Source organism: Pseudomonas putida (assembly GCF_022627325.1).
GTDB classification, from domain to species: domain Bacteria; phylum Pseudomonadota; class Gammaproteobacteria; order Pseudomonadales; family Pseudomonadaceae; genus Aquipseudomonas; species Aquipseudomonas putida_X.
Map to the genome: position 1 here is coordinate 145188 of NZ_JAETZZ010000004.1, position 26292 is coordinate 171479.

Annotated in this window: 30 protein-coding genes; 17 read left to right on the forward strand and 13 right to left on the reverse strand. The window is 62.3% G+C overall.

Going from position 1 to position 26292, the window contains the following annotated elements; genetic code table 11:
• Positions 1-52: 52 nt before the first annotated feature.
• The 5 genes from lptB to JNA92_RS08290 are packed head-to-tail and all read right to left on the reverse strand — an operon-like array spanning position 53 to position 3384.
• Entirely contained in the window at positions 53-778 is a 726-nt protein-coding gene (lptB, locus tag JNA92_RS08270; protein ID WP_046784445.1) for an LPS export ABC transporter ATP-binding protein, read from the reverse strand.
• Positions 779-1303, reverse strand: coding sequence for a lipopolysaccharide transport periplasmic protein LptA (gene lptA / locus JNA92_RS08275; RefSeq protein ID WP_012316073.1), 525 nt, complete (start codon positions 1301-1303; stop codon positions 779-781).
• Complete coding sequence (gene lptC, locus JNA92_RS08280; RefSeq protein ID WP_039604820.1) at positions 1290-1862, reverse strand: LPS export ABC transporter periplasmic protein LptC; 573 nt, start codon at positions 1860-1862, stop codon at positions 1290-1292. Before lptC ends, lptA begins: the two co-directional genes overlap by 14 nt.
• Before the next feature lie 7 nt (positions 1863-1869).
• Positions 1870-2394: a KdsC family phosphatase gene (locus tag JNA92_RS08285; RefSeq protein ID WP_039604821.1), complete on the reverse strand. Its 525-nt coding sequence runs from the start codon at positions 2392-2394 to the stop codon at positions 1870-1872.
• 15 nt (positions 2395-2409) lie between these two features.
• The gene (locus tag JNA92_RS08290; protein ID WP_241804239.1) at positions 2410-3384 is read right to left on the reverse strand and encodes a KpsF/GutQ family sugar-phosphate isomerase; all 975 of its coding nucleotides are present in this window, start codon (positions 3382-3384) and stop codon (positions 2410-2412) included.
• A gap of 247 nt (positions 3385-3631) precedes the next feature.
• Here JNA92_RS08290 and JNA92_RS08295 point away from each other — a divergent pair, with 247 nt between their 5' ends.
• From JNA92_RS08295 to JNA92_RS08360, 14 genes are all read left to right on the forward strand, one after another.
• Positions 3632-4441 carry an ATP-binding cassette domain-containing protein gene (locus JNA92_RS08295; RefSeq protein WP_241804240.1) on the forward strand — a complete coding sequence of 270 codons (810 nt, stop codon included), beginning with the start codon at positions 3632-3634 and terminating at the stop codon, positions 4439-4441.
• Complete coding sequence (mlaE, locus tag JNA92_RS08300) at positions 4441-5238, forward strand: lipid asymmetry maintenance ABC transporter permease subunit MlaE (RefSeq protein WP_012316068.1); 798 nt, start codon at positions 4441-4443, stop codon at positions 5236-5238. Before JNA92_RS08295 ends, mlaE begins: the two co-directional genes overlap by 1 nt.
• The gene (gene mlaD, locus JNA92_RS08305; RefSeq protein WP_241804241.1) at positions 5238-5723 is read left to right on the forward strand and encodes an outer membrane lipid asymmetry maintenance protein MlaD; all 486 of its coding nucleotides are present in this window, start codon (positions 5238-5240) and stop codon (positions 5721-5723) included. Before mlaE ends, mlaD begins: the two co-directional genes overlap by 1 nt.
• A 9-nt stretch (positions 5724-5732) precedes the next feature.
• On the forward strand, positions 5733-6386 hold the full coding sequence (locus tag JNA92_RS08310; RefSeq protein WP_241804242.1) for an MlaC/ttg2D family ABC transporter substrate-binding protein: 654 nt from the start codon (positions 5733-5735) through the stop codon (positions 6384-6386).
• Positions 6383-6685, forward strand: coding sequence for an STAS domain-containing protein (locus JNA92_RS08315; protein ID WP_241804243.1), 303 nt, complete (start codon positions 6383-6385; stop codon positions 6683-6685). Before JNA92_RS08310 ends, JNA92_RS08315 begins: the two co-directional genes overlap by 4 nt.
• Before the next feature lie 119 nt (positions 6686-6804).
• Positions 6805-7044, forward strand: coding sequence for a BolA family protein (locus tag JNA92_RS08320; RefSeq protein WP_003255121.1), 240 nt, complete (start codon positions 6805-6807; stop codon positions 7042-7044).
• Between the two features lie 23 nt (positions 7045-7067).
• Complete coding sequence (gene murA, locus JNA92_RS08325) at positions 7068-8333, forward strand: UDP-N-acetylglucosamine 1-carboxyvinyltransferase (RefSeq protein WP_241804244.1); 1266 nt, start codon at positions 7068-7070, stop codon at positions 8331-8333.
• A 91-nt stretch (positions 8334-8424) separates the two neighbouring features.
• The gene (hisG, locus tag JNA92_RS08330) at positions 8425-9060 is read left to right on the forward strand and encodes an ATP phosphoribosyltransferase (protein WP_012316063.1); all 636 of its coding nucleotides are present in this window, start codon (positions 8425-8427) and stop codon (positions 9058-9060) included.
• Between the two features lie 126 nt (positions 9061-9186).
• Positions 9187-10512, forward strand: a complete 1326-nt coding sequence (gene hisD / locus JNA92_RS08335; protein WP_241804245.1) for a histidinol dehydrogenase — start codon at positions 9187-9189, stop codon at positions 10510-10512.
• A 2-nt stretch (positions 10513-10514) separates the two neighbouring features.
• Positions 10515-11561: a histidinol-phosphate transaminase gene (hisC, locus tag JNA92_RS08340; protein WP_241804246.1), complete on the forward strand. Its 1047-nt coding sequence runs from the start codon at positions 10515-10517 to the stop codon at positions 11559-11561.
• 112 nt (positions 11562-11673) lie between these two features.
• Positions 11674-12324, forward strand: a complete 651-nt coding sequence (locus JNA92_RS08345) for a FadR/GntR family transcriptional regulator (protein WP_241804247.1) — start codon at positions 11674-11676, stop codon at positions 12322-12324.
• Positions 12325-12337: 13 nt separating this feature from the next.
• On the forward strand, positions 12338-13618 hold the full coding sequence (locus tag JNA92_RS08350) for a CynX/NimT family MFS transporter (RefSeq protein ID WP_241804248.1): 1281 nt from the start codon (positions 12338-12340) through the stop codon (positions 13616-13618).
• Positions 13619-13720: 102 nt separating this feature from the next.
• The gene (locus JNA92_RS08355) at positions 13721-14191 is read left to right on the forward strand and encodes a nuclear transport factor 2 family protein (RefSeq protein ID WP_241804249.1); all 471 of its coding nucleotides are present in this window, start codon (positions 13721-13723) and stop codon (positions 14189-14191) included.
• 36 nt (positions 14192-14227) lie between these two features.
• Positions 14228-14515, forward strand: a complete 288-nt coding sequence (locus JNA92_RS08360; protein ID WP_372490506.1) for a GIY-YIG nuclease family protein — start codon at positions 14228-14230, stop codon at positions 14513-14515.
• On the opposite strand, the gene yejK is transcribed toward JNA92_RS08360, so the two are convergent.
• Entirely contained in the window at positions 14516-15523 is a 1008-nt protein-coding gene (gene yejK, locus JNA92_RS08365; RefSeq protein ID WP_241804251.1) for a nucleoid-associated protein YejK, read from the reverse strand.
• A 393-nt stretch (positions 15524-15916) separates the two neighbouring features.
• On the opposite strand from yejK, the gene JNA92_RS08370 reads away from it, so the two are divergent.
• On the forward strand, positions 15917-16198 hold the full coding sequence (locus tag JNA92_RS08370) for an HU family DNA-binding protein (RefSeq protein ID WP_012316055.1): 282 nt from the start codon (positions 15917-15919) through the stop codon (positions 16196-16198).
• Positions 16199-16249: 51 nt separating this feature from the next.
• Here JNA92_RS08370 and rlmF read toward each other — a convergent pair whose 3' ends face one another.
• From rlmF to JNA92_RS08395, 5 genes are all read right to left on the reverse strand, one after another.
• The gene (gene rlmF / locus JNA92_RS08375; protein ID WP_241804252.1) at positions 16250-17200 is read right to left on the reverse strand and encodes a 23S rRNA (adenine(1618)-N(6))-methyltransferase RlmF; all 951 of its coding nucleotides are present in this window, start codon (positions 17198-17200) and stop codon (positions 16250-16252) included.
• Positions 17201-17321: 121 nt separating this feature from the next.
• Positions 17322-20168, reverse strand: coding sequence for a valine--tRNA ligase (locus tag JNA92_RS08380; RefSeq protein ID WP_241804253.1), 2847 nt, complete (start codon positions 20166-20168; stop codon positions 17322-17324).
• 138 nt (positions 20169-20306) lie between these two features.
• Positions 20307-20684, reverse strand: a complete 378-nt coding sequence (locus JNA92_RS08385) for a DNA polymerase III subunit chi (protein ID WP_241804254.1) — start codon at positions 20682-20684, stop codon at positions 20307-20309.
• A gap of 5 nt (positions 20685-20689) precedes the next feature.
• Positions 20690-21118: a DNA polymerase III subunit chi gene (locus tag JNA92_RS08390; RefSeq protein ID WP_241804255.1), complete on the reverse strand. Its 429-nt coding sequence runs from the start codon at positions 21116-21118 to the stop codon at positions 20690-20692.
• A 51-nt stretch (positions 21119-21169) separates the two neighbouring features.
• Positions 21170-22663: a leucyl aminopeptidase gene (locus tag JNA92_RS08395; protein WP_241804256.1), complete on the reverse strand. Its 1494-nt coding sequence runs from the start codon at positions 22661-22663 to the stop codon at positions 21170-21172.
• A 289-nt stretch (positions 22664-22952) separates the two neighbouring features.
• On the opposite strand from JNA92_RS08395, the gene lptF reads away from it, so the two are divergent.
• Positions 22953-24068, forward strand: coding sequence for an LPS export ABC transporter permease LptF (gene lptF, locus JNA92_RS08400; protein ID WP_241804257.1), 1116 nt, complete (start codon positions 22953-22955; stop codon positions 24066-24068).
• Positions 24061-25122, forward strand: a complete 1062-nt coding sequence (gene lptG, locus JNA92_RS08405) for an LPS export ABC transporter permease LptG (protein ID WP_241804258.1) — start codon at positions 24061-24063, stop codon at positions 25120-25122. The genes lptF and lptG overlap by 8 nt, the downstream gene beginning before the upstream one ends.
• A gap of 191 nt (positions 25123-25313) precedes the next feature.
• Here the strand turns inward: lptG and JNA92_RS08410 are convergent, their stop codons facing one another.
• Positions 25314-25802: an RDD family protein gene (locus JNA92_RS08410; RefSeq protein WP_241804259.1), complete on the reverse strand. Its 489-nt coding sequence runs from the start codon at positions 25800-25802 to the stop codon at positions 25314-25316.
• Between the two features lie 91 nt (positions 25803-25893).
• Positions 25894-26106 (reverse strand): cold-shock protein, encoded by a 213-nt coding sequence (locus JNA92_RS08415; RefSeq protein WP_012316046.1) that lies wholly within the window; start codon positions 26104-26106, stop codon positions 25894-25896.
• Positions 26107-26292: the final 186 nt, after the last annotated feature.

Sequence of the window (26292 nt, forward strand, 5' to 3'; positions counted from 1 at the left end):
ACAACTTAAGCCCATTCAAGGCGCTAAATCAGTGCTCCAGGCGCGTCCTGAGTCAGAGCCGGAACTCGTGACCCAGGTAAACTTCCTTGACCAGTTCGTTGGCCAGGATGGTCTGCGCGTCGCCCTCGGCGATCAGTTGCCCGTCGTTGACGATGTAGGCGGTTTCGCAGATATCCAGGGTTTCACGCACGTTGTGGTCGGTGATCAGTACACCGATACCCTTGGCCTTGAGGTGGTGGATGATCTGCTTGATGTCACCGACCGAAATCGGGTCGACGCCAGCGAAGGGTTCGTCCAGCAGGATGAACTTGGGGGCTGTCGCCAGGGCGCGTGCGATCTCGACACGACGACGTTCGCCGCCGGACAGGCTCATGCCGAGGTTGTCGCGGATGTGGCTGATGTGGAACTCCTGCAGCAGGCTCTCCAGCTCCTTGCGACGGCCCTCGCGGTCGAGTTCCTTGCGGGTTTCGAGGATGGCCATGATGTTGTCGGCCACCGACAGCTTGCGGAAGATCGAGGCTTCTTGCGGCAGGTAGCCGATGCCGGCGCGTGCACGCCCATGCATGGGCTGGTGGCTGACATCCAGGTTGTCGATGAGGACGCGCCCCTGGTCGGCCTGTACCAGGCCGACGATCATGTAGAAGCAGGTGGTCTTGCCGGCGCCGTTGGGGCCTAGCAGGCCGACGATCTGACCGCTGTCGATAGACAGGCTGACGTCACGCACGACTTGACGCCCTTTGTAGCTCTTGGCCAGGTGCTGGGCTTTGAGGGTTGCCATTTACTCGGCCTTCTTCTTCGGCTGGATCACCATGTCGATGCGCTGACGTGGCTGAGTCACGTTGCCGCCGCGACCGGCGGTCGCAACCTGGGACTTGGTGTTGTAGACGATCTTTTCGCCTTCGGTGGTGTTGCCTTCGTTTTCGACCTTGGCGCGGTCGGTCAGAATCACTGTGTCCTTCTGCGCCTGATACTGGATGGTCACGGCCCAGCCTTTCATCTTGTCAGGCTTCGCAGCGCTCTGTTGCTGCTCGAAATAAGCCAGGTTGCCCACCGAAGTGACCACGTCGATGTCACCGTTGGCGGCGCGAGTCATGGTCACGGTATTGCCTTTGATCATCATCGAGCCCTGAGTGATGATCACGTCACCGGTGTAGGTGGCTACGCCTTGCTTGTCGTCCAGGTGCGCGTTGTCGGCCTGGATGCGGATAGGCTGGTCACGGTCGGTCGGCAGGGCGAAGGCGCTCGCGCTTCCCAGTGCTGCGCTCAGGCTGAGCAAAAGGGGGAGGGTTTTAACGAGCCTCATACTGTCCTCTTACGTTAGAGAGCAGGTCCATCCTGCCTTCTTTCAAATACGCTTTCATTCCTTTGCCCGTAGTTGTGCCACCGGCGCCGTCGATTCTAACGGCTTGCTCGGTCTGCGCATATTGCTTCTGCGGGAACACGGTCATGCGTGAGCTGGTAATGATCGTTTCACGCTGCTTCTCATCGGTGCGGGCCACGCGCACCTTGTCGATCAGCTCGACCTCGGTGCCGTCCGGGTTGACCTCGGCGCGCACGCTCTGGATGTGCCAGGGGTATTCGGTGCCCCGGTACATGTGCAGGTCGGGCGTGGTCACCAGTGTGACCTCGGTGGCCTTGAGGTGTTCGACCTTGTCGGCGGTCATTTCGTACTGCAGCTTGCCATCTGGCAAGAACTGCACGCTGTGGGCGTTGATCGCATAATAGTCGATCGCGCTTTCGTCGACCTGAGCTACCGGCTTGTCGAGGAAGCTCTCGGGGCTGACATTCCAGTAGCCTATTGCCGCCAGCAGGGCGGCGATCACCGCGAGCAGCGCAATATTGCGGGCTTTCTTGCTGAACATGGGCAACCTACAGGTAGTTGGCGTTGGCAGCGTCCAGGGTGCCCTGGGCCTGCATGATAAGCTCGCAGAACTCGCGAGCGGCACCCTCGCCACCGCGTGCCTGGGTCACGCCGTCGGCGTGCTGGCGGACGAAGGGTGCGGCGTTGGCCACGGCGATACCCAGGCCGACCTTGCGAATGACTGGCAGGTCTGGCAGGTCATCGCCCAGGTACGCGACCTGCTCATAGCTTAGGCCCAGTTCGGCGAGCAGGCCGTCGAGTACCACCAGTTTGTCCTCGCGGCCCTGGAACAGGTGGGGAATGCCGAGGTTTTTCGCGCGACGCTCGACCACCGGGGTCTTGCGCCCGCTGATGATCGCCGTGGTCACCCCCGATGCCATCAGCATCTTGATGCCTTGGCCGTCGAGCGTGTTGAACGTCTTGAATTCGCTGCCATCTTCGAGGAAATAAAGGCGGCCATCGGTGAGCACGCCGTCCACATCGAACACGGCAAGCTTGATGGCCTTGCCGCGCTGCATCAGGTTCTGGGTCATTTGCGTCGTTCTCATTTACATCACGCCTGCGCGCAGCAGGTCGTGCATGTTCAGGGCACCGACCGGGCGGTCGTCCTTGTCCACCACCACCAGGGCGCTGATCTTGTGGTCTTCCATGATCTTCAGTGCTTCGGCGGCGAGCATCTCGGCGCGGGCTGTCTTGCCGTGCACGGTCATGACCTGGTCGATCAGGGTGGTGTGCACGTCGATGTTGCGGTCCAGGCTGCGGCGCAGGTCACCGTCGGTGAAGATGCCGGCCAGCTGGCCGTTCGCTTCGGCGACCACGGTCATGCCCAGGCCTTTGCGGGACATTTCGAGGAGGGCGTCCTTGAGCAGCGTGCCGCGTTGTACCTGAGGCAGGTCGGCACCCGCGTGCATGACGTTCTCGACCTTGAGCAGCAGGCGGCGGCCCAGCGCGCCACCGGGGTGCGAGAAGGCGAAATCTTCTGCGGTAAACCCGCGCGCTTCGAGCAGGGCGATGGCCAGGGCGTCGCCCAGCACCAGTGCTGCGGTGGTCGATGAGGTGGGCGCCAGGTTCAGCGGGCACGCCTCATGGGCGACACGCGCGTCGAGGTTGACCTCGGCGGCCTGGGCCAGTGGCGAGTCGGGGTTGCCGGTCATGCTGATGAGCTGGATGCCCAGGCGCTTGATCAGCGGCAGCAAGGTGACGATTTCGGCGGTGCTGCCGGAGTTGGACAGGGCCAGGATGACGTCGCCACGGGTGATCATGCCCATGTCGCCATGGCTGGCTTCGGCCGGATGCACGAAAAACGCCGGCGTGCCGGTGCTGGCCAGGGTCGCGGCGATCTTGTTGCCGATGTGCCCAGACTTGCCCATGCCGACCACAACGACGCGGCCCTTGCTCGCCAGGATCAGCTCGCAGGCCTTGACGAAGTTGGCATCGATGCTGGCCGTCAAACCTTGTACGGCCTCGATTTCCAGGCGCAGGGTGCGCTGGGCGGACTGGATCAGCTCACTGGATTGGCTCATGTCGAAAAGCAATGCCTGATGAAAAGGCGGCGATTATAGCCGCAATGGAAGAAAGCCTCACCCTTTCGATTGTGCAATGAAAAGACGTCGTAGCCTGTCGCTGGCCTGAACGACTCGCGCCATGGCCTTGGGGCCACCCTGTCAGCGGTGCTATAGTTCGCCGCTATTCGGCCCGCCGGGGGCGCGTGTGTCTTCACGATGAGGGCCGGCGTCCATTAGGACATGGCTGTACTAGCAAGGAGTCTAGATGAGTGTGGATAGCGCCTACGCGGTCGAGTTGAAGGGCGTCACCTTCAAGCGCGGTTCGCGCAGCATTTTCAGCAATGTCGACATACGCATTCCGCGTGGCAAGGTCACCGGCATCATGGGGCCGTCCGGGTGCGGCAAGACCACGCTGCTGCGCCTGATGGGCGCGCAGTTGCGTCCGTCCGTTGGTGAAGTCTGGGTCGCCGGGCAGAACCTGCCGAGCCTGTCGCGCAGCGACCTGTTCGATGCGCGCAAGCAGATGGGCGTACTGTTCCAGAGCGGTGCGCTGTTCACCGACCTCGATGTGTTCGAGAACGTCGCTTTCCCGCTGCGCGTGCACACCCAGTTGTCGGACGAGATGATCCGCGACATCGTGTTGATGAAACTGCAGGCCGTGGGTTTGCGCGGTGCCATCGATCTGATGCCCGACGAACTGTCCGGTGGCATGAAGCGACGTGTGGCGCTGGCCCGGGCGATTGCGCTCGATCCGCAGATACTGATGTATGACGAGCCGTTCGTCGGCCAGGACCCGATCGCCATGGGGGTACTGGTGCGCCTGATCCGATTGCTCAATGACGCGCTGGGTATCACCAGCATCGTGGTATCCCACGACCTGGCCGAAACCGCCAGCATCGCCGACTACATCTACGTGGTCGGTGACGGCCAGGTGCTGGGCCAGGGTACGCCCGATGAGCTGATGGGCTCGGACAATCCGCGCATTCGCCAGTTCATGAAGGGCGATCCGGACGGCCCTGTGCCATTCCATTTCCCTGCGCCAGACTACCGCGCCGATTTGTTGGGGGCGCGTTGATGCGCAGAAAATCCTTGCTTGAACGTATCCGCCTGTTCGGCCGCTCGGCGATCGACGTGTTGGCCGTGCTCGGGCGTTCCTGCCTGTTCCTGTTCCATGCACTGGTCGGTCGTGGCGGCATCGGCGGCGGCTTCCAGCTGCTGACCAAGCAGCTGTACTCGGTGGGCGTGCTGTCGCTGGCGATCGTCGCGGTGTCCGGTGTGTTCATCGGCATGGTGCTGGCACTGCAGGGTTACAGCATTCTGACCAAGTACGGTTCGGAGCAGGCGGTGGGGCAGATGGTCGCCCTGACCCTGCTGCGCGAGCTGGGGCCGGTGGTCACTGCCTTGCTGTTCGCCGGCCGGGCAGGTTCGGCGCTGACCGCCGAAATCGGCAACATGAAGTCCACCGAGCAGCTGTCGAGCCTCGAAATGATCGGTGTCGACCCGCTCAAGTACATCGTTGCGCCGCGCCTTTGGGCCGGTTTCATTTCGTTGCCGCTGCTGGCGCTGATCTTCAGCGTGGTCGGCATCTGGGGCGGCTCGTGGGTCGCCGTGGACTGGCTGGGCGTCTACGAAGGCTCGTTCTGGGCCAACATGCAGAACAGCGTTTCCTTTACCGATGACGTGCTCAACGGGCTGGTCAAGAGCCTGGTGTTCGCCTTCGTCACGACCTGGATCGCCGTATTCCAAGGGTATGACTGCGAGCCCACCTCAGAAGGGATCAGCCGTGCCACCACCAAGACCGTGGTTTATGCCTCGTTGGCTGTCCTGGGTCTGGACTTTATTCTGACCGCCTTGATGTTTGGAGATTTCTGATGCAAAACCGCACCCTGGAAATCGGTGTCGGCCTGTTCCTTTTGGCCGGGATCCTGGCGTTGCTGCTGCTGGCCCTGCGTGTCAGCGGGCTATCGGCCAGCCCGAGCAGCGATACCTACAAAGTTTACGCCTACTTCGACAATATCGCCGGTTTGACGGTCAGAGCTAAAGTGACCATGGCGGGTGTGACGATCGGCAAGGTCACCGCCATCGATCTGGACCGTGATTCCTACACTGGCCGGGTGACCCTGCAGTTGGACAGCAAAGTCGACAACCTGCCGACAGACTCCACTGCTTCGATCCTGACCGCCGGTCTGCTTGGCGAGAAATACATCGGTATCAGTGTCGGCGGCGAGGAAGAGGTGCTCAAGGATGGCGCAACCATCCATGACACCCAGTCGGCGCTGGTACTGGAAGATCTGATTGGCAAGTTCCTGCTCAACACCGTGAGCAAGGAACCGAAAGAAGCACAACCGGCTAATTAAGGAGTTTCCATGATTTCGATCCTGCGACGTGGCCTGCTGGTCCTGCTGGCGGCCTTCCCTCTGCTGGCATTGGCAGCGCCCGGGCAGTCTCCGCACGAGGTGGTGCAGGGCACGACCAACGAATTGCTGGGTGACCTCAAATCCAACAAGGAGCAGTACAAGTCCAACCCGAAGGCCTTCTACGATGCGCTCAATCGCATCCTGGGCCCGGTGGTCGATGCCGACGGCATCTCGAAAAGCATCATGACCGTGAAGTACTCGCGCAAGGCCACGCCTGAGCAGATGCAGCGCTTTCAGGAAAACTTCAAGCGCAGCCTGATGCAGTTCTATGGCAACGCCCTGCTGGAGTACAACAACCAGGGCATTACCGTCGACCCGGCCCAGGCCGATAACGGCAAGCGTGCCAGCGTTGGCATGAAGGTGACTGGCAACAATGGCGCCGTCTACCCGGTGCAGTACACCCTGGAAAACCACGGTGGCGAGTGGAAGGTACGTAACGTCATCGTCAACGGTATCAACGTCGGCAAGCTGTTCCGCGACCAGTTCGCCGACGCCATGCAGCGCAACGGCAACGACCTGGACAAGACCATCGACGGCTGGGCCGGCGAAGTGGCCAAGGCCAAGGAAGCTGCCGACTCTTCGACCGAAAAGGCCGTTAAATGAGTGAGGGTGGCGTGAGCATGGCCGAGCCGGGCGTGTTGCGCCTGGTCGGTGTACTGGATTACCGCAGCGGCCCCGCCTTGCGCAAGCAAGGCAAGGCGTTGATCGAGGCATCCCGCGAGCCACGCCTTGTCATCGACTGCACCGCGGTGGAAAAATCTTCCAGTGTCGGCCTGTCGCTGCTCCTGGCGTTCATCCGCGATGGCCAAGCCGGCGGCAAGGCCTGTGAGGTACGCGGGATGCCCGACGACATGCGGGAAATCGCCGAGGTGTATGACCTCGATGAAGTGCTGGCGAGCTGATGGCTTGCCACTGATTGGAGGCCCCTCGGTCAGCGCACGCCCTCGGTGGGCTTCGCAGGCGAGGGGCTTTTTTGTATGATGGCCGACCCGTGCGCATCGGGCGCCGATTGAGGTTGAGCATGCAGGCCGTAGAAGTTAAGAGCTTCCTTGAAGAAAAATTGCCGGGATCCCGGGTCGAAGTTGAAGGCGAAGGCTGCAACTTCCAGTTGAACGTGATCAGCGACGAGTTGGCTGGCCTGAGCCCGGTCAAGCGTCAGCAGGCGATCTATGCTCACCTTAATCCCTGGATCGCCAACGGTAGCATCCATGCAGTAACCATGAAATTTTTCAGCAGCGCAGCCTGGGCTGAGCGCACCTGAGCCAACTTGGCGGCGAGACTCCAATGGACAAACTGATTATTACTGGCGGCGCTCGCCTTGACGGCGAGATCCGCATTTCGGGCGCGAAGAACGCGGCCCTGCCGATTCTGGCGGCGACCCTGCTGGCTGACGGCCCGGTCACCGTGGGCAACCTGCCACACCTGCACGACATCACCACCATGATCGAGCTGTTCGGCCGCATGGGCATCGAGCCTGTGATCGACGAAAAGCTGGCGGTGGAAATCGACCCACGTACCATCAAGACCCTGGTCGCGCCGTACGAGCTGGTCAAGACCATGCGCGCTTCGATCCTGGTGCTTGGCCCGATGGTTGCCCGGTTCGGCGAGGCCGAAGTAGCCCTGCCAGGCGGTTGCGCCATTGGTTCGCGGCCGGTCGACCTGCACATTCGCGGCCTGGAGGCCATGGGTGCCAAGATCGAAGTCGAAGGCGGCTACATCAAGGCCAAGGCACCTGAGGGTGGCCTGCGCGGCGCGCACTTCTTCTTCGATACCGTCAGCGTGACCGGTACCGAAAACATCATGATGGCTGCTGCCCTGGCCAAGGGCCGCAGTGTGCTGCAGAACGCCGCACGCGAGCCGGAGGTGGTCGACCTGGCCAACTTCATCAACGCCATGGGCGGCAAAGTGCAAGGCGCTGGCACCGACACCATCACAATCGATGGCGTCGAGCGTTTGCATTCGGCCAACTACCGCGTGATGCCCGACCGTATCGAGACTGGTACTTACCTGGTCGCTGCGGCCGTCACCGGTGGCCGTGTCAAGGTCAAGGACACCGACCCGACCATCCTTGAAGCCGTACTGGAAAAGCTCAAGGAAGCCGGTGCCGACCTGACCACCGGTGAGGACTGGATCGAGCTGAATATGCATGGCAAGCGGCCCAAAGCCGTCAACCTGCGTACCGCCCCGTACCCGGCGTTCCCGACCGACATGCAGGCGCAGTTCATCTCGCTCAACGCCATCGCCGAAGGCACCGGCGCGGTCATCGAGACGATCTTCGAGAACCGCTTCATGCACGTGTACGAAATGCACCGCATGGGCGCGCAGATTCAGGTCGAGGGCAATACCGCCATCGTGACCGGCGTGCCGGCACTCAAGGGTGCCCCGGTCATGGCCACCGACCTGCGTGCTTCTGCCAGCCTGGTGCTGTCAGCGCTGGTCGCCGAAGGCGATACCCTGATCGATCGCATTTATCACATCGACCGTGGTTACGAGTGCATCGAAGAGAAACTGCAGATGCTGGGTGCGAAGATCCGTCGCGTACCGGGCTAATGCCTCGTCGGCGCAAGGATGCGCCCATTGAATTGAACACGGCCGGGTCGATGACCGGGCCGGTTGTAGCCGCTTAAGGACCGACGTTCCAATGTTGACCATCGCGCTTTCCAAAGGCCGCATCCTCGACGATACCCTGCCGTTGCTGGCCGAGGCCGGTATCGTGCCGACCGAGAATCCGGACAAGAGCCGCAAGCTGATCATTCCCACCACCCAGGACGACGTACGGCTGCTGATCGTGCGCGCCACCGACGTGCCGACTTACGTCGAGCATGGTGCCGCCGACCTCGGTGTGGCAGGCAAGGACGTGCTGATGGAGTACGGCGGCCAGGGCTTGTATGAGCCGCTGGACCTGCAGATCGCCCGCTGCAAGCTGATGACCGCAGGCGTGGTCGGTGCGCCCGAGCCCAAGGGCCGCCTGCGCGTTGCCACCAAGTTCGTCAACGTAGCCAAGCGCTATTACGCCGAGCAAGGTCGCCAGGTCGACATCATCAAGCTGTACGGTTCGATGGAACTGGCGCCGCTGATCAACCTCGCCGACAAGATCATCGACGTCGTCGACACCGGCAACACGCTGCGCGCCAACGGCCTGGAGCCCCAGGACCTGATCGCCACGATCAGCTCGCGCCTGGTGGTCAACAAGGCGTCCATGAAGATGCAGCACGCCCGCATCCAGAGCCTGATCGACACCCTGCGTCAAGCTGTCGAATCGCGACACCGCGGCTGACTCGAACGCGCGACCTCTGCTGTCGCGCCCGTCTATCCGCGTCATAGCCACTTTTCTCGGGTGCCCGCGCGGATGGACTGGTAGCCTAGGGCGCCTGAGCATTCGCTAATAATCGAGGCCCTCGCCATGACCGTGTCCACTGCAATTGCCCGTCTCAACGCCGCTGATCCGGATTTCGCCCGACATCTGGATCATCTGCTGAGCTGGGAAAGTGTGTCCGATGACGCGGTCAACCAGCGCGTGCTCGACATCATCAAGGCCGTGCGTGAGCGCGGCGATGCGGCGCTGGTGGAGTTTACCCAGCGTTTCGACGGCGTTGCCGCCAACAGCATCGATGACCTGATCCTGGGTCGCGAGCGCCTGGAACTGGCCCTGACCCGCATCACCGACGCCCAGCGTACAGCCCTTGAGAAAGCCGCCGAGCGCGTGCGTATCTACCACGAGCGGCAGAAGCAGGACTCCTGGCAGTACACCGAGGCCGACGGTACCGTATTGGGTCAGAAGGTGACCCCGCTCGATCGCGCCGGCTTGTATGTACCTGGCGGTAAAGCGTCCTACCCGTCGTCGGTACTGATGAACGCCATCCCGGCCAAGGTCGCGGGTGTGGCTGAAGTGGTCATGGTGGTGCCGACGCCGCGCGGTGAAGTCAACGAGCTGGTACTGGCTGCTGCCTGCATTGCAGGTGTCGACCGCGTGTTCACCGTGGGTGGTGCTCAAGCAGTTGCGGCCCTGGCCTATGGCACCGAGAGCGTGCCCCAGGTGGACAAGATCGTCGGCCCAGGCAACATCTACGTGGCCACCGCCAAGCGTCACGTATTTGGCCAGGTTGGTATCGACATGATCGCCGGCCCTTCGGAAATCCTCGTGGTGTGCGACGGCCAGACGGACCCCGACTGGATCGCCATGGACCTGTTCTCCCAGGCCGAACACGACGAAGACGCCCAGGCCATCCTGGTCAGCCCGGATGCTGAGTTCCTCGACCGTGTGGCCGCCAGTATCGACAAGCTGATGCCAACCATGGAGCGCGCCGAGATCATCGAGAAATCGATCAATGGCCGGGGCGCGTTGATCCAGGTGCGCGACATGCAGCAAGCCATCGAGGTGGCCAATCGTATCGCCCCTGAACACCTGGAACTGTCGGTCGCCAATCCGCAGGCCTGGCTGGGGCAGATCCGGCACGCCGGCGCTATCTTCATGGGCCGTCACACCAGCGAGGCGCTCGGCGACTACTGCGCCGGCCCCAACCATGTGCTGCCGACGTCCGGTACCGCGCGTTTCTCGTCGCCGCTGGGTGTTTATGACTTCCAGAAGCGTTCGTCGATCATCTTCTGCTCCGAGCAGGGTGCTTCCGAGCTGGGCCACACCGCCTCGGTCCTGGCCCGTGGCGAGTCCCTGACCGCCCACGCCCGCAGCGCCGAATACCGTATCCTGACCCAAGACAAGGGGAACTGAGCATGAGTCGATTCTGGAGCCCCTTCGTCAAGGACCTGGTGCCTTACGTCCCCGGTGAACAGCCCAAGCTGGCCCGGCTGGTCAAGCTCAACACCAACGAAAACCCCTATGGCCCGTCGCCCAAGGCCCTGGAAGCCATGCGCGGCGAGCTGAACGACAACCTGCGCTTGTACCCGGACCCCAATGGTGACCGGCTCAAGCAGGCGGTGGCCGAGTATTACGGCGTTACCACTGGGCAGGTGTTCGTGGGCAACGGCTCGGACGAGGTGCTGGCGCACATTTTCCACGGCCTGTTCCAGCACGGCGGCCCGCTGTTGTTCCCGGACATCAGCTACAGCTTTTACCCCGTGTACTGCGGCCTGTATGGCATCCCGTTCGAGCCTGTGGCGCTGGATGACCAGTTCCAGATCCGTGTCGAGGACTACCAAAAGCCCAATGCCGGGATCATCTTCCCCAACCCGAATGCGCCGACTGGTTGCCTGTTGCCGCTGCAGGCAATCGAGCAGTTGTTGCAGGCCAACCGCGACTCGGTGGTGGTGGTGGATGAAGCCTATATCGACTTTGGTGGCCAGACGGCGATCAGCCTGGTTAACCGCTACGACAACCTGCTGGTGACCCAGACCTTGTCCAAGTCGCGCTCGCTGGCCGGCCTGCGGGTCGGCCTGGCGGTAGGGCACCCGGACCTCATCGAGGCGCTGGAGCGGATCAAGAACAGCTTCAACTCCTACCCGCTGGACCGCATGGCGATCGTCGGCGCTGCTGCAGCGTTCGAGGACCAGGCGTACTTCGAAGACACCTGTCGCAAGGTGATCGAAAGCCGTGAGGCACTGGTTGAACAGTTGACTGCCAAGGGCTTCGAGGTGCTGCCATCGGCGGCTAATTTCATCTTCGCCCGCCACCCGCAGGAGGATGCGGCGCAGCTGGCGGCGCGCCTGCGTGAGCAAGGTGTGATTGTGCGCCACTTCAAGCAACAGCGGATTGCTCAGTTCCTGCGTATCACCATCGGTACGCCAGACATGAACCAGGCGCTGATCGACGCGTTGAGCTGATACCCAAAGGGGCCGCACTGCGGCCCCTTTGGTTTGGCCGGCACGCTGATTTGATCTGCTATCCACGCTGGCTTAACATACGCAAATTCGTCGGATGATTGGTTGAATAGGCATGGGCAATGAATTGGCCAAGCGATCCTTGGTCGAGCTCGCGGTGGAGCGCATGCGTGAGCGCATTCTCCAAGGTGACTGGCGGGTAGGGCAGCGTTTGCCGACCGAGCCGGAGCTGGCCCTGGAATTGGGCATCAGCCGCAATACCGTGCGTGAGGCCATGCGCGTGCTGGCCTTCAGTGGCCTGGTGGAAATCCGCCAGGGCGACGGCAGTTACCTGCGTACTTGCCTGGACCCATTGCAGGCGGTTCAGGCAATGTCGCGCTGCACGCTGGAGCAGGCGAGGGAAACGCGGCACATTCTGGAAACCGAGGCGATAGGCTTGGCAGCACTGCGCCGTACCGACGACGACTTGCGTGCCCTGCGCATCGCGTTGCAGGGCAGCGCCGAACATTTTCATGGTGATGTGGATGCTTACGTCAGTTGCGACCTGGCGTTTCACCAACGCCTTATCGACGCTGCACACAACCCGGCGCTAAGCGAGCTGTACCGCTATTTCTCGGGTGTCGTGGCTGCCGCGTTGCAGCACAACATGGCCACTGTCCCGCGCTGCCAGGCCACCTTCGATCTGCATGGTCAGATCCTCGACGCCATCGAACAACGCGATCCGGAGCGGGCCAAGTGCCTGAGCCGGACCCTCATCGAATCCTGACCACGAGAAGGCCATGGCTGAACCAATGACCCGTGACACACCTGCCCGCGAGCGCGAGCTGGATGAACTGCTGATCGATGCCGAAGCCGATGATGCGCAAGTGCAGGGCCAGCCTGTGGTACTGCAGCGGCCCTGGTTGCTGTTGTTGGGCCTGGTACTGGTTGCCTTGAACCTGCGCCCGGCGCTGTCCAGCATGGCCCCGGTACTTGGCCTGGTCAGTGAAAGCCTTGGCCTCAGTGCCTCTGAAGCGGGGCTGCTGACGACCTTGCCAGTGCTCTGCCTGGGGCTATTCGCGCCCCTTGCACCGCTGCTTGCGCGGCGTTGGGGCAGCGAGCGGGTGATCCTCGGCATCTTGCTGACGCTGGCGCTGGGCATCGTGCTGCGCAGTGCGTTGGGGACCACCGGGGTATTTCTTGGCAGCATCATGGCCGGCGCCAGCATTGGCATCATCGGCGTGCTGTTGCCTGGTATCGTCAAGCGTGATTTTCCCAGCCACGCCGGCACCTTGACGGGGGTCTACACCATGGCCCTTTGCCTGGGCGCAGCCATGGCAGCAGGCGCCACGGTACCGCTGACCGAGCATTTGCATGGCAGTTGGGCCTTGGGCCTGGGTTTCTGGATGATCCCGGCATTGCTGGCCATGCTGGTCTGGTTGCCCCAGGCGCGCCAAGGGCACGGCATGCACAAGGTGGCTTACCGGGTGAAAGGGCTATGGCGTGATCCGCTGGCCTGGCAGGTAACCCTGTACATGGGCCTGCAGTCATCGCTGGCGTACATCGTGTTCGGCTGGTTGCCGTCTATCCTCATCGGCCGTGGCCTGAGCCCGACCGAGGCGGGCCTGGTGCTCTCCGGTTCGGTGATCGTGCAACTGGTCAGCTCGCTGAGTGCGCCCTGGCTGGCCACACGGGGCAAAGACCAGCGGTTGGCAATCGTACTGGTCATGCTCATCACCCTCGCCGGCCTGTTCGGTTGCCTGTATGCGCCGTTGTCTGGCCTGTGGGGCTGGGCGGTGCTGCTGGGGCTGGGGCAGGGCGGTACATTTGCCTTGGCGCTGACGCTGATCGTGCTGCGCTCCAAAGACGCCCATGTGGCGGCCAACCTGTCGAGCATGGCCCAGGGCGTGGGCTACACCCTTGCCTCGATGGGCCCCTTTGCCGTGGGGTTGGTGCATGACATGACGGGCGGCTGGGCCGCCGTGGGCTGGATCTTTGCCGTGCTGGGCGTGGGTGCCATCGTGTTCGGCCTCGGGGCGGGGCGGGCGCGGCATGTCAACGTGAGTAGCGAAAGGCTTTGAGGCGTGCAGTGATCCAGCCTGCATTCACGTTGCAAATGGGCATGGCATTGCCGCTGCCCACAGATTATCGTGCAGCTTTCCATTCCCAGGACGGGCCTGCCCATGAGCGATGCCAACCGTGACCTGATCACCCGTTTCTATCAAGCTTTCCAGCGCCTGGACGCTGAAGCGATGGTGGCTTGCTACAGCGATGACATCGTCTTCAGTGACCCGGTTTTCGGTACCCTGCGCGGCCGTGATGCCGGTGACATGTGGCGGATGCTCACCACACGGGCCAAGGATTTCTCTCTGACATTCGACCATGTCCGCGCAGACGAGCGCAGCGCCTGCGCACATTGGGTGGCGACATACCTGTTCAGCCAGACTGGCCGTACCGTGGTCAACGATATTCAGGCGCGCTTCGTCATCCGCGACGGGTTGATCTGCCAGCACGACGACAGCTTCGACCTGTGGCGCTGGTCGCGTCAGGCGTTGGGTGCCCCGGGTGTGTTGCTGGGGTGGTCGCCCATGCTGCAGAACAAAGTGCGCCAGCAGGCATTCAAAGGGCTGCGTGCGTTTCAGCAGGCGAACTGAGCGGTTAAGCTGTGCGCTTCGCAGCCAGGCACAAGCATCGTGAGCGACGTATCGGAAAAACCCATCTGCAAACCTTGGTATGTCTACCTGGTGCGCGCTGCCAATGGTTCGCTGTACTGCGGCATCAGTGATGATCCGCAGCGGCGTTTCGTGGCGCATCAGAAGGGGCAGGGGGCGCGGTATTTCAAGACCAGCCCGGCACAGGCGCTGGTCTACGTCGAGCAATGGCCGGACAAGGGCGAGGCATTGCGCCAGGAGCGCCTGGTGAAGAAGTTGCGCAAGGCAGCCAAGGAGGCTTTGGTCGCCTCCTATGCCAACGGTTGATCAGTCCTTGCGGCGCTTGAGCTGGTCCACCAGCTGCGTCGGCAGGCCTTTGATGATCAGTGTACCCGCCGCCTCGTCATACTCCACCTTGTCCCCCAGCAGATGCGCTTCGAAGCTGATCGACAGGCCTTCGGCACGCCCGGTGAAGCGGCGAAACTGGTTGAGGGTACGTTTGTCCGCCGGGATCTCTGGCGACAGGCCGTAGTCCTTGTTGCGAATATGGTCGTAGAAGGCCTTGGGGCGGTCTTCGTCGATCAGGCTGGACAGCTCTTCCAAGGTTACCGGCTCGCCCAGTTTGGTCTGGGTGGTGGCGTAGTCGACCAGGGTCTGGGTCTTTTCGCGTGCGGCTTCTTCCGGCAGGTCCTCGCTTTCAACGAAGTCGCTGAACGCCTTGAGCAGGGTACGGGTTTCGCCTGGGCCGTCGACGCCTTCCTGGCAGCCGATGAAGTCACGGAAGTAATCCGAAACCTTCTTGCCATTCTTGCCCTTGATGAACGAGATGTACTGCTTGGAGTTCTGGTTGTTCTTCCACTCCGACAAGTTGATACGTGCCGCCAGGTGCAATTGGCCCAGGTCCAGGTGCCGCGAAGGCGTCACATCCAGCTCGGCATTCACCGCCACGCCTTCGCTGTGGTGCAGCAGCGCGATGGCCAGGTAGTCGGTCATGCCTTGCTGGTAGTGGGCGAACAGGATGTGGCCGCCAGTGGACAGGTTGGATTCTTCCATCAGTTTTTGCAGATGCTCAACGGCAACGCGGCTAAAGGCGGCAAAGTCCTTTTCATCTTCCAGGTACTGCTTGAGCCAGCCGCTCAGCGGGTAGGCGCCGGATTCACCGTGGAAGAAGCCCCAGGCTTTGCCCTGCTTGGCGTTGTAGCTGTCGTTGAGGTCGGCCAGCAGGTTTTCGATAGCGTCCGATGCACCCAGCTCGGTATCCCGTGCGTGGAGCACGGCGGGGCTGCCATCGGGCTTCTTGTCGATCAGGTGAACGATGCAATGACGGATTGGCATGGAATTCTCGGTCAGTCGTGGGCGGCCAGGCGCCGCGCTGCAAAAGTGGGGAAGTTTACCGCAGACGGCAGGTGATGCAGTGGCCGGATGTTGGCAGAAATGCCGGTTGTTGTTTTTTTGTTCAATTTTTAGCGAATTTGGCTAAAACCCCCGAAAAACCTGCACTAAATTGAAGCGAGCAGCGGATATTTATCCATTCCTGTGGTAGCTTTGCGCGGTCTTGCGCACCTCGGGTGGCGCATTGCTGGCAGCGCACTTGCGCCGTGTCGAACCAAACGCCGATTTGTGCATCTACATGCCCGATTGGCGCGGCCCTCCAGACTTCAGGGGCTGGCCCGATAACGTCGTAGAGCGCTGCATAACCACTGAATTTGATAGGGAAGGAACACCACCATGGCATTGACCAAAGACCAACTGATTGCCGATATCGCCGAGTCGATCGCTCAGCCGAAAGCCACCGCCAAAAACGCTCTGGAGCAACTGGGCCAGATCGTTGCCGACCAGCTGGAAAACGGCGCTGAAATCACTCTGCCAGGCATCGGCAAGCTGAAAGTCTCCGAGCGTCCTGCCCGTACCGGCCGCAACCCTTCGACTGGCGCCGCCATCGAAATCGCTGCCAAGAAAGTCGTCAAGTTCGTGCCGGCCAAGTCGCTGACCGACGCTATCAACAAGTAATTCGTTGATGCATTGACGAAACCGCGCCCGGCTTGCCCGGGCGCGGTTTTTTCATGCCTGTGATTTACGTCGGGCGTTCCAGGCCTGGCGTTGGCCATGGTCGTGGAAGCTCCACGCAACCATACGGCTTTGTTTCTGCCCCTGGCCCATCTCAACGATGCGTATGGCCTTGGCCCCGGCTTTTTTCAGCGCCGCTTCGATGCCCGGCAGGTTGCTGGCCTTGGACACCAGGCTGGTGAACCACAATACCTGCAAGGCGTACTGCACGCTTTCGCCAACCAGCTGGCTGACGAAACGGATCTCGCCACCTTCACACCACAGCTCGTTGTTCTGCCCGCCGAAGTTGAGCACGGGCAGCTTGCGCTTGGGGTCCTGTTTACCGAGGTTCTTCCACTTGCGCTGGCTACCGCGGGTGGCTTCATCGCGGGAGGCATGGAAGGGCGGGTTGCACAAGGTCAGGTCGAAGCGTTCGCCTTCCTCCAGCAGGCCGCCGAGAATGAGCTTGGGATCGTTCTGTTGGCGCAGTGCGATGGCCTTGCTCAGCGTGTTGGCCTGAACGATGGCCTTGGCCGAGGCCAGTGCCACTGGGTCGATGTCCGAGCCAAGGAAGCGCCAGCGGTAATCGCTGTGGCCGAGCAGCGGGTAGATGCAGTTGGCACCCACGCCAATGTCCAGGGCGCGCACCTGAGCGCCTTTGGGCACTTCACCTGCGTTGTCCTCGGCCAGCAGGTCGGCGGCGACGTGAATGTAGTCGGCGCGGCCCGGTATCGGCGGGCACAGGTAATCGGCGGGAATGTCCCAGTGCTGGATGCCGTACTGGGCCTTGAGCAAGGCGCGGTTGAACACCCGCACGGCTTCGGGGTTGGCGAAGTCGATGCTGGGTTTACCGTGAGGGTTGGTGATGGTGAAACGAGCCAGGTCCGGGTGGGCCTTGATCAGGCTGGGGAAGTCGTAGCGCCCCTGATGGCGGTTGCGCGGGTGCAGGGTGGGTTTCTGGGTCATGGTGGGTGTCCTGAAAAAGCATCGCCGGCAAGCCGGCTCCCCCAGGTACACCACTGTACGTGTTGGAGCCGGCATGCCGGCGATGGGCTGCCAAAGCAGCCCGCGATGGCTTCACTTTAGGTTACAGCGCAGCGATCCGCGCATGCTGTTCGGTGAAGTTGGCCAGGGCCTGCTCGGCCTCTGCCAGCTTGGCGCGCTCCTTCTCGATCACCGCAGGCGGTGCCTTGTCGACGAAGGCAGCATTCGACAGCTTGCCGCCGACGCGTTGCACTTCACCTTGCAGGCGCTGGATTTCCTTGTTCAGGCGAGCCAGCTCGGCGTCTTTGTCGATCAGGCCTGCCATCGGTACCAGCACCTGCAGATCGCCCACCAGTGCGGTGGCCGACAGCGGCGCTTCTTCGGCCTCGCCGAGCACGGTGAACGACTCGACCTTGGCCAGCTTCTTGAGCAGGGCTTCGTTTTCCTGCAGGCGGCGCTGGTCGTCGGCGTTGGCGTTCTTCAGGAACAGTGGCAGGGGCTTGCCCGGGCCGATGTTCATTTCGGCGCGGATGTTACGCAGGCCGACCATCAGTTCCTTGAGCCATTCGATATCGCCTTCGGCGGCGGCATCGATGCGGCTTTCGTTGGCCACTGGCCACGGCTGCAGCATGATGGTCTTGCCGTTGATGCCTGCCAGCGGCGCGATGCGCTGCCAGATTTCTTCGGTGATGAACGGCATGAACGGATGAGCCAGGCGCAGCGCCACTTCCAGCACGCGCACCAAGGTGCGACGGGTGCCGCGGGCGCGCTCTACCGGAGCGTTTTCGTCCCACAGTACCGGCTTGGACAGTTCCAGGTACCAGTCGCAGTACTGGTTCCAGATGAACTCGTACAGGGCTTGGCTGGCCAGGTCGAAACGGAACTGCTCGAGCTGGCGGGTCACTTCGGCTTCGGTGCGTTGCAGCTGCGAGATGATCCAGCGGTCGGCAAGCGACAGCTCGCAGGCTTCGCCGTTCTGCCCGCAGTCCTCGCCTTTGTCCAGCACATAGCGGGCGGCGTTCCAGATCTTGTTGCAGAAGTTGCGATAGCCTTCGACGCGGCCCATGTCGAACTTGATGTCGCGGCCAGTGGAGGCCAGCGAGCAGAAGGTGAAGCGCAGGGCGTCGGTGCCGTAGCTGGCGATGCCTTCGGGGAACTCGGCTTTGGTCTGCTTGGCGATCTTCTCGGCCAGCTTGGGCTGCATCATGCCGCTGGTGCGTTTTTCCAGCAGGGCGTCCAGGGTGATGCCGTCAACGATGTCCAGTGGGTCGAGCACGTTGCCCTTGGACTTGGACATCTTCTGGCCCTGGCCGTCACGTACCAGGCCGTGCACATACACGGTCTTGAACGGGACCTGCGGGGTGCCATCCTCGTTCTTGATCAGGTGCATGGTCAGCATGATCATCCGGGCAACCCAGAAGAAGATGATGTCAAAGCCAGTGACCAGCACGTCGGTGGAGTGGAATTTCTTGAGGAACTCGGTCTGTTCCGGCCAGCCCAGGGTGGAGAAGGTCCACAGGCCCGAGCTGAACCAAGTGTCGAGCACGTCGTCGTCCTGGCGCAGTGCCACGTCGGCGCCCAGGTTGTGCTTGGTGCGCACTTCGGCCTCGTTGCGGCCGACATAGACCTGGCCGGCCTCGTCGTACCACGCCGGGATCCGGTGGCCCCACCACAGCTGACGACTGATGCACCAATCCTGGATGTCGCGCATCCAGGAGAAATACATGTTTTCGTACTGCTTGGGCACGAACTGGATGCGGCCATCTTCAACGGCGGCAATCGCAGGTTCGGCCAGCGGCTTGGTGGAAACGTACCACTGGTCGGTCAGCCACGGCTCGATGATGGTGCCGGAGCGGTCGCCTTTCGGTACTTTCAGTGCATGGTCGTCGATGCTGACCAGCAGGCCCTGAGCGTCCAGGTCGGCGACGATCTGCTTGCGCGCGACGAACCGGTCCAGGCCTGCGTACTGGGCGGGCAGGCGGGGGTCCGCCTGCTCATTGACGCTGCCATCGAGGTTGAAGGCCTGGGCGGCGGGCAGCACCAGGGCGTTCTTGTCGAAGATGTTGAGCAGCGGCAGGTTGTGGCGCTTGCCGACTTCATAGTCATTGAAGTCGTGGGCCGGGGTGATCTTCACGCAGCCAGTGCCGAACTCGGGGTCGCAGTAGTCATCGGCGATGATCGGGATGCGGCGGCCGACCAGCGGCAATTCGACGAACTTGCCGATCAGGGCCTGGTAGCGCTCATCGTTCGGGTTGACCGCTACCGCCGCATCGCCCAGCAGGGTTTCCGGGCGAGTGGTGGCAACCACCAGGTACTCCTGGCCATCGGCAGTCCTGGCGCCGTCGGCCAGCGGGTAACGCAGGTTCCACAGGTGGCCTTTCTCGTCATGGTTTTCCACTTCGAGGTCGGAGATGGCCGTGTGCAGCTTGGTGTCCCAGTTGACCAGGCGCTTGCCACGGTAGATCAGGCCGTCTTCATGCAGGCGTACGAAGGCTTCCTTGACCGCTTCGGACAGGCCGTCATCCATGGTGAAGCGTTCGCGGCTCCAGTCCACCGACGAGCCCAGGCGACGGATCTGCCGGCTGATATTGCCGCCGGACTGCTCTTTCCATTCCCAGACCTTGTCCAGGAAGGCTTCACGGCCGAGGTCGTGACGGTTCTGGCCCTTGGCTTCGAGCTGGCGCTCGACCAGCATCTGGGTGGCGATACCGGCGTGGTCGGTACCTGGCTGCCACAGGGTGTCGCGGCCTTGCATGCGACGGAAACGGATCAGAGCGTCCATGATCGCGTTGTTGAAACCGTGGCCCATGTGCAGGCTGCCCGTCACGTTCGGTGGCGGGATCATGATGGTGTAGGACTCACCTGCACCTTGTGGAGCGAAATAGTTCTCGGACTCCCAGGTGTTGTACCAGGAAGTTTCGATGGCGTGCGGCTGGTAGGTCTTATCCATGCGCGGCGGGACCCTGTGCATTAATTCGGGAAAGCCGGGAAGTATAACGGAGCTGCGAGCTTCAAGCGACAAGCTGCAAGACCTATGGGCACTCTTCACGGGGTAAACCCGCGAAGAATCCGCCGCGTTTGGTAGGGCTTACTCAGAGCGCTTGATCAGCCGCTCGATACGCGCATCGAGCCGGCGCTTGATCTCGGTTTCGATATGCGGGGTGAAGTCGTTGATCACGTCCTGCATGATCAATTGCGCTGCGGCGCGCAGCTCGGCTTCCAGGTGCAGCAGGGTGTCCTGGCGGCGGGTCTGCGGGTTTTCTTCGGGGTCCGCTTCGGCCGGTGCGGCAGCCGCCTCAGGTGCTGGCAGGGTGTTGCCGGTCGGGGTATCGAGCAGCAGCGGAATCTGCTCCACCGTCTCGGTGAGCAGCGGTGGTTGCAGGTCGGCGTCGCCCAGCAGCTGGCGGATCGACTCGAGGTCGTCAAGCAGATGGGCGGAATCGGGTAGGGCGGAAGGCTTGTCCATCGTCGTCAAAGTCGCTGTAAGCGGTGGTCTTGCAGAGCATAGCCCTGTTCGCGGTAGAAACGGAATCGTTCGCGGGCCGATTGGCGGATATCCGCTTGCTCGACGACGATTTCGGCAACCCGCTCGAATTGCCCGACAAAGCCGGGCACAGCAGCGCCCAGGTTTATCAGCAGATCCCGGTGCTCGCCGGCGTTGTCGGCCAAACCCAAGGCCACGGTGGCGTCAGCGTGGGCCTCTGCCAGGTCGTGGGGTACGAACGCTTCGCCTTTGAACTGCCACAGGCGTTGGTCCAGCTCGCTGCGCTGTTCGGCATCCTGGCAATGCAGGTAGACCCGGTGCCCGAGGCGCCATGCCTTCTCGCACAGCTTGCAGGCGAAATCCAGCCGTGCCGACAGCGAGTCGGTGGGCAGGATGTAGAAATCGACTTTACTCATGGTTCGCTCCGTCGGCCGGTGACGCCTTGGGGCATCACCGGCCTCACGGCATCAGGCGCTGGCGCGGTCGAGCAGGTACTGGGTCAGCAGCGGCACCGGCCGGCCAGTGGCGCCCTTGTCCTTGCCCCCGCTGACCCAGGCGGTGCCGGCGATGTCCAGGTGCGCCCAGTTGTAGGCCTTGGCGAAGCGCGACAGGAAGCAGGCGGCGGTGATGGTGCCGGCCTTCGGCCCACCGATGTTGGCGATGTCGGCGAACGGGCTGTCCAGTTGCTCCTGGTACTCATCGAACAGCGGCAGCTGCCAGGCGCGGTCGTCGGCACGCTTGCCGGCATCGAGCAACTGGCCGATCAGCTCGTCGTTGTTGCCCAGCAGGCCCGCAGTGTGGCTGCCGAGGGCCACGATGCACGCGCCGGTCAGGGTCGCGATGTCGATCACCGCTTGTGGCTTGAAGCGTTCGGCGTAGGTCAGTGCATCGCACAGCACCAGGCGGCCTTCAGCGTCGGTGTTGAGGATTTCAACGGTCTGCCCGCTCATGGTGGTGACGATGTCGCCAGGCCGGGTGGCGTTGCCGCTCGGCATGTTCTCGGCGCAGGCCAGGATGCACACCAGGTTGATCGGTAGCTTCAGTTCGAGCACGGCGCGCAAGGTGCCGAACACGCTGGCGGCGCCACACATGTCGTATTTCATTTCGTCCATGCCGGCGCCGGGCTTGAGGCTGATGCCGCCGGTGTCGAAGGTGATGCCTTTACCGACCAGCACGAAGGGTTTGTCGCTCTTCTTGGCGCCCTGGTATTGCAGGACGATCAGGCGTGGCGGCTGCTCGCTGCCCTGGCCGACCGCGTAGAACGCGCCCATGCCCAGGTCCTTGATCTTCTTTTCGTCGAAGATTTCGACCTTGAGGCCTTTGTGAGCCTTGCCCAGCTCCTTGGCCTGCTCGGCCAGGTAGCTTGGGTGGCAGAGGTTTGGCGGCAGGTTGCCCAGGTCGCGGGTGAAGGCCATGCCGGTGGCGATGGCGGTGGCGTGGCTTGCCGCCCGCTCCACTTCGGCCAGGCCGGCCTTGTCGGTCAGCAGGGTGACCTTTTTCAGCGCGCGTGGCTCGGCTTTCTGGCTCTTGAAGCGGTCGAACACGTACTCGCCATCGAGCAGGGTTTCGGCCAGCAGGCGATATTTGCCGTAGTGGGCATCACGGTTGCTGACGACGATGTCGTCCAGTGCCAGCACCGCGTCGCTGCCGTTGAGGCCTTTCAGCACACCGGCAACGCTGGTGACCAGTTTGCGCCAGGCGCGGTCACCGAGGGCGTCGTCCTTGCCGCTGCCCACCAGCAGCACACGCTCGGCCTTCAGGCCAGGCAGGCTTTGCAGCAGCAGCGTCTGGCCAGGCTTGCCTGCCAGGTCGCCACGCTTGAGCATGGCACTGATGGCGCCGTCGGTGGCCAGGTCTACAGCTTTGGCAACGGCGCCGAGCTTGCGCCCTTCGCCGACCGGTACGACCAGGGTGGCAGTTTTTACGGATGCAGCAGCTACGCTTTTTACAACCAGTTCCATGTCAGGGTCCCCGAATGATCTGTGCAGTTGGCGCTTTGTGTACTTGCGCTCTGGGCGGGCCTGGCCGCGTGGTCGCGCGCCAGTGGAAAAGCTGCCAGTTTGAGCCTGCGGCAAGCGTGCTGACAACCCCGTTGTCAGCCTTGATGCGCGGCCAAGTGACAGGCGCGGTCAATCACAGGATAATGCGCGCACTTTACAAGGAGGTTCGCCCCTGGCGAACCGGCATTGGTCTTGGCTGTCGTAAGCCTTTGTTTGGCAGTCCGCCCCTGACAACCCAGGAGTGTCTGGTTTGATCGTCTTTCGTTATCTCTCCCGCGAGGTCCTGGTGACCTTGAGCGCCGTCAGCGCAGTGCTGCTGGTGATCATCATGAGCGGGCGTTTCATCAAGTACCTGGCCCAGGCGGCCCAGGGCGTGCTCGACCCGAGCGTGCTGTTCCTGATCATGGGCTTCCGCCTGCCCGGTTTCTTGCAACTGATCCTGCCATTGGGGCTGTTCCTCGGCATCCTACTGGCCTATGGCCGGCTGTATCTGGAAAGCGAGATGACCGTGCTGTCGGCCACTGGCATGAGCCAGCAACGCCTGCTCGGCCTTACCCTGGCACCCGCGGCGCTGGTCGCCTTGGTAGTCGCCTGGCTGAGCCTGAGCCTGGCGCCACTGGGCGTTGCCCAGGTGCAGCAGATCATCGGCGAGCAGGATGCCCTGACCGAATTCGATACCTTGGTGCCGGGCCGCTTCCAGACCCTGCGCGACGGTTCGCGGGTGACCTACACCGAGCAGTTGACCGATGATCGCAGCAACCTCACCGGTGTGTTCATCTCCGAGAAGCGCTTCAGCCAGGACAAGACCAAGGACCGTGCACCGTCGGTGCTGGTAGCCGAGAAGGGCCACCAGGAAGTACAGGCCGACGGCAATCGCTATCTGGTGCTGCAGAATGGCTACCGCTATGACGGCAACCCTGGCCAGGCCAATTACCGGGCGATCAAGTACGACACCTATGGCGTGCTGTTGCCCAAGCCTGAAGTCAGCGAGGAAGTGACCGAGCGTGAAGCCATTCCGACCTCCCAACTGATCGGCAGTGCCGGGCTGCGGGAACGTGCCGAGCTGCAATGGCGCATCTCGTTGCCGATCCTGGTATTCATCGTGACCCTGCTGGCAGTGCCGCTGTCCCGGGTCAATCCACGCCAGGGCCGCTTCCTCAAGCTGCTGCCGGCGATCCTTCTGTACATGGCCTACCTGACGATGCTGATTTCCGTACGTGGCGCTCTGGAGAAAGGCAAGCTGCCGATCGCCCTGGGCATGTGGTGGGTGCATGCCCTGTTCCTGCTCATCGGTCTGGGGCTGATGTACTGGGAGCCGCTGCGCCTCAAGCGTGCCGCCCGTCGTGCGGAGGTGGCGCATGGTTAAGCTCGACCGCTACATCGGCCAGAGCGTGTTGCTGGCCATCCTGGCTGTGCTGGGCATCATTCTGGGCCTGGCTTCGTTGTTCGCATTCATCGATGAGATGAGCGACCTGAGCGATACCTATACCGTCATGGATGCGGGCTGGTTCACACTGCTCACGGCGCCCCGCCGGCTGTATGACATGTTGCCGATGGCGGCATTGATCGGCTGCCTGATCGGCCTGGGCAGCCTGGCCAGCAGCAGCGAACTGACCATCATGCGTGCCGCCGGGGTTTCCATCGGGCGTATCGTATGGGCGGTGATGAAGCCCATGCTGGTGCTGATGCTGGTCGGCCTGCTGATTGGTGAGTACGTGGCGCCGATCAGCGAGAACAAGGCCCAGGCCGACCGTTCCCTGGCCCAGGGCGGCGGTGAGGCGCAGAGCTCCAAGCGTGGTATGTGGCACCGTCAGGGTGATGAGTTCGTGCATATCAACTCGGTGCAGCCCAATGGCCTGCTGCTGGGCGTGACCCGCTACCGCTTCGACGAAGCGCGCAAGATCGTCACCTCGAGTTTCGCGCGCCGGGCACGTTACGAGAGCGATCATTGGGTACTCAGCGATGTCAGCACCACCTACTTCCGTGGCGATCACACCGAAGTGGTGAAGAGCCCGGAAGAACGCTGGGATGTCTCAGTGACCCCACAGTTGCTCAATACTGTGGTGCTGGCCCCGGAGTCGCTGTCGATCACCGGGCTTTGGGATTACATCCACTACCTGTCCGAGCAAGGCCTGAACAATGCCCGTTACTGGCTGGCGTTCTGGACCAAGGTGCTGCAGCCGGCGGTGACAGCGGCGTTGGTGTTGATGGCGATTTCGTTCATCTTCGGGCCGCTGCGTTCGGTGACCCTCGGCCAACGCGTGTTCACTGGCGTACTGGTGGGGTTCGTGTTCCGCATTGCCGGCGACCTGCTTGGCCCTTCGAGCCAGGTGTTCGGCTTCCCGCCGCTGTTGGCGGTGGTGATCCCGGCCGGTGTGTGTGCGCTGGCCGGCGTATGGTTGCTGCGCCGGGCGGGATGATGGCCTGGTGAGGTGAGAAAGCCGACCTTGAGGTTGATGCCGGTCAGGTAGCGTTAGCAGGGCTGCTATGCAGCCCATCGCCGGCAAGCCGGCTCCCACCGGTACAGCGCAGCCCTCAAGCGATGCGCGGTACTTGTGGGAGCCGGCTTGCCGGCGATGGGCCGCAAAGCGGTCCCCTAATTGCTTGGCTGTCATTTCGTCTGTTTTGGCACCCGCACCAACTCGGTTTGCGAGTAAATGTCATGCCAGCCGCGCTTTCGCTTGTCGATCAGCGACCAGAGAAACCCCAGCCCCAGGCACAGCCATGAGGCGATCGACACGATAAAGCGCAGCAGCGCCTGCCACAGGCTGATTGCGCTGCCGTCAGGGTTTTGCACGCGCACGCCCCATACCTGCATGCCCAGAGTCTGCCCGCCGTGGGTCCAGAACTTGGCAAAGAAACCGAACAGCGCAAACAGCAGGAACGTCGACAGCAGCGGGTCGCCGTCCAGGGCACCAGCCTCGGTCAGTTCGCGCATGCGCGCCTCGCCGATGATCGCCATCTGGATCATCTTGTAGGCCCCTGCGGTGACGATCAGCAGGGCCGTACACAGCAGGAAATCGTAGAACATCGCCGCCAGGCGCCGGCCCAGGCCGACCGGCGGGAAATCACCTTGGGGTGAAAGCAGAGGCTTGGGCATGCAGGACAGCTCCGGAGGGGGAAGCCGTCATTCTACGGGCAAAAAAAAGCCCCTGCACAGGGCAGGGGCTTTCTTCGAAGTCGCGACCGGCTTAGCCGAGGACTTGAACCTTGTCAGCCTGCAGGCCTTTTTGGCCCTGAACTGCTTCGAAGGTGACCTTCTGGCCTTCTTTCAGGCTCTTGAAGCCGTTGCCCTCGATGGCACGGAAGTGCACGAACAGATCAGCACCGCTTTCTGGGGTGATGAAGCCGTAACCTTTCTCGTCATTGAACCACTTGACGGTACCGTTCTGACGCTCAGCCATTGTCTTATTTCCTATGAAGCTTAAATTTGAATGACAGTTACTTTCACGTTATCGAAAGTGAAAGAGTACTGGGCTGGGTTGCAGGAAAGTAAGTCACGTCGAACGGGTTGTAGCAGATTGCGGCTACTGGCCCAGGTCACGAACTGTTGCGACCCATGCAAACACAGTGCATTGACTCTACGCCAA

What these genes read in the sequence shown, in the direction of transcription:
- lptB (WP_046784445.1), bottom strand. Translation starts at nt 778, where the DNA reads ATGGCAACCCTCAAAGCCCAGCACCTGGCCAAGAGCTACAAAGGGCGT.
- lptA (WP_012316073.1), bottom strand. Translation starts at nt 1,303, where the DNA reads ATGAGGCTCGTTAAAACCCTCCCCCTTTTGCTCAGCCTGAGCGCAGCA.
- lptC (WP_039604820.1), bottom strand. Translation starts at nt 1,862, where the DNA reads ATGTTCAGCAAGAAAGCCCGCAATATTGCGCTGCTCGCGGTGATCGCC.
- JNA92_RS08285 (WP_039604821.1), bottom strand. Translation starts at nt 2,394, where the DNA reads ATGACCCAGAACCTGATGCAGCGCGGCAAGGCCATCAAGCTTGCCGTG.
- JNA92_RS08290 (WP_241804239.1), bottom strand. Translation starts at nt 3,384, where the DNA reads ATGAGCCAATCCAGTGAGCTGATCCAGTCCGCCCAGCGCACCCTGCGC.
- JNA92_RS08295 (WP_241804240.1), top strand. Translation starts at nt 3,632, where the DNA reads ATGAGTGTGGATAGCGCCTACGCGGTCGAGTTGAAGGGCGTCACCTTC.
- mlaE (WP_012316068.1), top strand. Translation starts at nt 4,441, where the DNA reads ATGCGCAGAAAATCCTTGCTTGAACGTATCCGCCTGTTCGGCCGCTCG.
- mlaD (WP_241804241.1), top strand. Translation starts at nt 5,238, where the DNA reads ATGCAAAACCGCACCCTGGAAATCGGTGTCGGCCTGTTCCTTTTGGCC.
- JNA92_RS08310 (WP_241804242.1), top strand. Translation starts at nt 5,733, where the DNA reads ATGATTTCGATCCTGCGACGTGGCCTGCTGGTCCTGCTGGCGGCCTTC.
- JNA92_RS08315 (WP_241804243.1), top strand. Translation starts at nt 6,383, where the DNA reads ATGAGTGAGGGTGGCGTGAGCATGGCCGAGCCGGGCGTGTTGCGCCTG.
- JNA92_RS08320 (WP_003255121.1), top strand. Translation starts at nt 6,805, where the DNA reads ATGCAGGCCGTAGAAGTTAAGAGCTTCCTTGAAGAAAAATTGCCGGGA.
- murA (WP_241804244.1), top strand. Translation starts at nt 7,068, where the DNA reads ATGGACAAACTGATTATTACTGGCGGCGCTCGCCTTGACGGCGAGATC.
- hisG (WP_012316063.1), top strand. Translation starts at nt 8,425, where the DNA reads ATGTTGACCATCGCGCTTTCCAAAGGCCGCATCCTCGACGATACCCTG.
- hisD (WP_241804245.1), top strand. Translation starts at nt 9,187, where the DNA reads ATGACCGTGTCCACTGCAATTGCCCGTCTCAACGCCGCTGATCCGGAT.
- hisC (WP_241804246.1), top strand. Translation starts at nt 10,515, where the DNA reads ATGAGTCGATTCTGGAGCCCCTTCGTCAAGGACCTGGTGCCTTACGTC.
- JNA92_RS08345 (WP_241804247.1), top strand. Translation starts at nt 11,674, where the DNA reads ATGGGCAATGAATTGGCCAAGCGATCCTTGGTCGAGCTCGCGGTGGAG.
- JNA92_RS08350 (WP_241804248.1), top strand. Translation starts at nt 12,338, where the DNA reads ATGGCTGAACCAATGACCCGTGACACACCTGCCCGCGAGCGCGAGCTG.
- JNA92_RS08355 (WP_241804249.1), top strand. Translation starts at nt 13,721, where the DNA reads ATGAGCGATGCCAACCGTGACCTGATCACCCGTTTCTATCAAGCTTTC.
- yejK (WP_241804251.1), bottom strand. Translation starts at nt 15,523, where the DNA reads ATGCCAATCCGTCATTGCATCGTTCACCTGATCGACAAGAAGCCCGAT.
- JNA92_RS08370 (WP_012316055.1), top strand. Translation starts at nt 15,917, where the DNA reads ATGGCATTGACCAAAGACCAACTGATTGCCGATATCGCCGAGTCGATC.
- rlmF (WP_241804252.1), bottom strand. Translation starts at nt 17,200, where the DNA reads ATGACCCAGAAACCCACCCTGCACCCGCGCAACCGCCATCAGGGGCGC.
- JNA92_RS08380 (WP_241804253.1), bottom strand. Translation starts at nt 20,168, where the DNA reads ATGGATAAGACCTACCAGCCGCACGCCATCGAAACTTCCTGGTACAAC.
- JNA92_RS08385 (WP_241804254.1), bottom strand. Translation starts at nt 20,684, where the DNA reads ATGGACAAGCCTTCCGCCCTACCCGATTCCGCCCATCTGCTTGACGAC.
- JNA92_RS08390 (WP_241804255.1), bottom strand. Translation starts at nt 21,118, where the DNA reads ATGAGTAAAGTCGATTTCTACATCCTGCCCACCGACTCGCTGTCGGCA.
- JNA92_RS08395 (WP_241804256.1), bottom strand. Translation starts at nt 22,663, where the DNA reads ATGGAACTGGTTGTAAAAAGCGTAGCTGCTGCATCCGTAAAAACTGCC.
- lptG (WP_241804258.1), top strand. Translation starts at nt 24,061, where the DNA reads ATGGTTAAGCTCGACCGCTACATCGGCCAGAGCGTGTTGCTGGCCATC.
- JNA92_RS08410 (WP_241804259.1), bottom strand. Translation starts at nt 25,802, where the DNA reads ATGCCCAAGCCTCTGCTTTCACCCCAAGGTGATTTCCCGCCGGTCGGC.
- JNA92_RS08415 (WP_012316046.1), bottom strand. Translation starts at nt 26,106, where the DNA reads ATGGCTGAGCGTCAGAACGGTACCGTCAAGTGGTTCAATGACGAGAAA.